Here is a 2,563-nt window from a genome sequence, read left to right on the forward strand (position 1 = left end):
CATCAGCAGCAGGCGGCTGTCCTGGGCGAGGGCGCGGGCCAGGGCCACGCGCTGGCGCATGCCGCCGGACAGTTCGTGGACGCGCTTGCCGTACGCCCCGCCGAGCCGGACCAGCTCCAGCAGCCGTTCGGCCTCGGGCTTGCGGTCGTTCTTGGGCACCCCGCGCAGGCGCAGGGCGAGTTCGATGTTCCTGCCCGCGGTGAGCCACGGGAAGAGGGCGTGCTCCTGGAACATCAGGGCCGCGCGGCCCTCGGTGGCGACGGTCCCGGCGGTCGGGGTGTCCAGTCCCGCGACCAGGTTGAGCAGGGTGGACTTGCCGCAGCCGGAGGCGCCGAGGAGGGTGACGAACTCCCCGGGAGCGACGTCGAGGCTGATGTCGTCCAGCACGGGCTGGGGGCCGGCCGGGCCGGGAAAGGACTTGGAGACGTGCTCGATGCGGACGGCCCGTGCGAGGGCCGTGGTGTGCTCCGCGTTGATCAGGGCGGTCGCCATCGCGGTCAGCTCCGTTGGTCGTCGGTGCCCGGACCCGGCGGGGTGACGGGGGGCCTGTGCAGGGAACCGAGGACCTTGTCGAGCGGCCCGAGGTCGTAGATGCCGGTCAGGTCGGGCCGCTCCAGCAGGCCCGCGGCGACGGCGTGGCCGGCCTGGGCCCGCAGGGTGGCGGCCAGGGGGTCGTCGGTGACGACGATGCCCGGCCAGGCCCGGTCGATGACCTCGGGCTCCAGCTCCTTGCCGCTGAGCGCCTTCAGGGCGGCGTTGGCGGAGGTCTTGGCCTCGTCCCGGTGGGCGTTGATCCACTCGTTGGTCTTCACCGTGCCCCGGAGCACGGCCTCCACCACGTCCGCGTGTTCCTTGAGGAACTCCTGCGACACGACGACGTTCGTGATCACGAACTTCCCGTCGGGCCACAGGTCGCTCTCGTCGAGGAGGACGGTCGCACCCTCGGCGACCAGCTTGGACGCGGTCGGCTCGGGCACCCAGGCGCCGTCGACGGAACCGGAACGGTAGGCGTCGGGGGTGATGGTGTTGTTGGTGCGGACGACGGACACGTCGCCCTTTCCGCTGGCCGCGTCGACCTTCCAGCCGCGCGTGGCGGCCCAGTTGAGGAAGGCCACGTCCTGGGTGTTGCCGAGCTGCGGGGTGGCGATCCGCTTGCCCTTGAGGTCGTCGAGGGTCTTGATCCTCTCCGGGTTCACGACGAGCTTGACCCCGCCGGACGCGGAGCCGGAGATGATCCGCAGGTTGCGGCCCTTGGACTTCACGTAGCCGTTGACGGCGGGCGAGGGGCCGATGAAGGCGATGTCGACGGAGCCGGCGTTGAGGGCCTCGATCTCGGCCGGCCCGGCGTTGAAGGTGGTGGTCTTCAGGGCGGTCCCGCCCAGTTCCCGCCGGATCAGCCCTTCCCGTACGCCGACCAGGGCGGTGGCGTGGGTCAGGTTCGGGAAGTAGCCGAGGGTCACGGAGCCCGCCGAGAGCTTCGCGCCCGTCTCGCCCGCGGGGGCCTGGGCGGCGGCGGGGACCTGGTCGGCCCGGGAGCCGTAGCCGCAGGAGGTGAGGCCGGCGGCGAGCAGCAGCAGGAGGGCCGCGGCGGGGCGGAGGGGGCGCGTGGGGGACATGGTCAGGCGGTCCCTTCGTGTGCCGTGAAGGCATCGCCGGCCATGCCCGCGGTCAGGGTGGTGCCGTCGGCCGGGTCGATGAGGAGGAAGGAGCCGGTGCGGCGGAAGGCGGCGTAGGCGTCGAGGGCGAGGGGTTCGGCGGTCCGTACGAGGATCCGGCCGATGTCGTTGGCGACGAGCCGGCCGGGGTCCGGGTGCTGGGACAGGTCGTCCAGGGTCAGCCGGGAGGGGATCTCCTTGACGATCGCCTTGACCGTGCGGGTGGTGTGTTTGAGCAGGACGCGCTGGCCGACGGTCAGGGGCCGGTCGGCGACGTGGCAGACGGTGGCGAGGACCTCGTGGGTGGGGGCGGGGGCGACGGCGGTGGGGGCGATCAGGTCGCCGCGGGAGACGTCGATGTCGTCGGTGAGCCGCAGCGTCACGGACTGGGGGGCGTGGGCGGTGTCGACGCTCTCGCCGAGCGCGTCGATGGCTTCGATGGTGCTGGTGCGGCCGGAGGGCAGGACGGTGACGGCTTCGCCGACGCGCAGGACGCCGGAGGCGATCTGGCCGGCGTAGCCGCGGTAGTCGGGGTGCTCGGCGGTCTGCGGGCGGATCACGTACTGGACGGGGAAGCGGGCGCGGTCGGCGGTGAGCTCCTCGCTGACCGGGACGGTTTCGAGGTGTTCGAGGACGGTGGGGCCGCCGTACCAGTCCATGTGCGCGGAAGGTTCCACGACGTTGTCGCCGGCCAGGGCGGAGATCGGGATGGCGGTGACGTCGGGGACGCCGAGGTCGGCGGCGTAGGCGGTGAACTCCTCGGCGATCTTCGCGAAGACGGTCTCCCGGTAGTCGACGAGGTCCATCTTGTTGACGGCGAGGACGACGTGGGGGACGCGCAGCAGGGCGGCGACGGCGGCGTGGCGGCGGGTCTGTTCGATGACGCCGTTGCGGGCGTCGACGAGGAC

At 72.4% G+C, this 2,563-nt stretch carries 3 protein-coding genes; all 3 read right to left on the reverse strand.

Annotation, left to right across the window (positions count from 1 at the left end):
- A partial coding sequence (locus tag AB4039_RS41965) for an ABC transporter ATP-binding protein (protein WP_442273276.1) occupies positions 1 to 501 on the reverse strand: 501 nt, incomplete at its 3' end.
- The gene (locus tag AB4039_RS41970; protein WP_442273274.1) at positions 498 to 1,616 is read right to left on the reverse strand and encodes an aliphatic sulfonate ABC transporter substrate-binding protein; all 1,119 of its coding nucleotides are present in this window, start codon (positions 1,614 to 1,616) and stop codon (positions 498 to 500) included. The genes AB4039_RS41970 and AB4039_RS41965, both read right to left, overlap by 4 nt.
- A 2-nt stretch (positions 1,617 to 1,618) precedes the next feature.
- A partial coding sequence (locus AB4039_RS41975) for an elongation factor 1-alpha C-terminal domain-related protein (protein WP_442273275.1) occupies positions 1,619 to 2,563 on the reverse strand: 945 nt, incomplete at its 5' end.

The sequence above is a fragment of the Streptomyces sp. M-16 genome (assembly GCF_052114405.1).
Taxonomy (GTDB): Bacteria; Actinomycetota; Actinomycetes; order Streptomycetales; family Streptomycetaceae; genus Streptomyces.